This is a genomic window from Psychrobacter sp. 1Y4 (assembly GCF_051847555.1).
Window position 1 is genome coordinate 1 of the sequence record NZ_JBPYDE010000241.1, and the last position, 930, is coordinate 930.

Consider the following 930-nt stretch of genomic DNA (forward strand, 5'->3'; position numbering starts at 1 on the left):
GATTTAGAAATTCCAACAGATTTTAGCGGTGTTATTTGGAACCAGTTAGATAATGCTGGCGCTTGGAAACATATACTATCGAAAGAGCTGAGTGAAGCAGGCTATGATCTAGATAGTAACAAGTTTATAAAGTCTTTAGGGTAAGTCATTCACATCAAAAATAAGCCGTCTAGATCCATTTTCTGGCACGGGTAGCTTAAACAGTTTGCTACAGCTGAATACCGAAGGCTATTGAAGTCTTCTCAGTTGTCATTGATACTCATTAACGGAGAGTCACGTAGTGAAAAGTACAGGTCACCATATAGCATACGAAGCATCTCTATCAATTTCTGATGGTTATACAGGATTACAGAGTAGAGATGAGTATAACGCTGCTATTATGCATATCTTTGATTTGATAAAAGCTTCATATACCTTATTAATGACTGACAGTGCAGCACCTTCGCTATTTTTATCTATTACTGTATTCGAAGAAATTGCTAAAGTTCACGCTGGGCACATGCGCTCAAGAGGAGGGCTAGAAACGAAGCAAAGAGTAAAGCGATCGAAAGACCCTCTCTTTAATCATGGCAAAAAGCATAGGATCTCTATCGACCCTTTATTTTTATCTTCTGAACGCTTATATAACAGTATTGGTAAAGAGAGAGTTGAAGAGATAATAATGAACTATGAAACAGGGAAATACTCAGCTCTTAGAGAAAAGTCGTTGTATTTTAGTCGAACTAATGAAGGTTTGCATATACCCTCTAAATTCATAAGCATTAATTTATCAGCTGAACACCTACTGATAGCTATTGAGCTATTTGGTGAATTATTTTGGGGTATGACGGCTGTTGCTTCTATAGCAAGTGATGAAACTGATGAGATTTTTTTAAGAGTGACAAAAATACTCATTCAATGAAAATTATATAATTATGCTCGTTTTTTATA

At 35.9% G+C, this 930-nt stretch carries 1 protein-coding gene; it reads left to right on the forward strand.

The annotated features are described in order from the left end of the window. Window positions 1–280 precede the first annotated feature (280 nt). Entirely contained in the window at window positions 281–901 is a 621-nt protein-coding gene (locus tag ACS8FC_RS15515) for an AbiV family abortive infection protein (protein ID WP_290178490.1), read from the forward strand. Window positions 902–930: the final 29 nt, after the last annotated feature.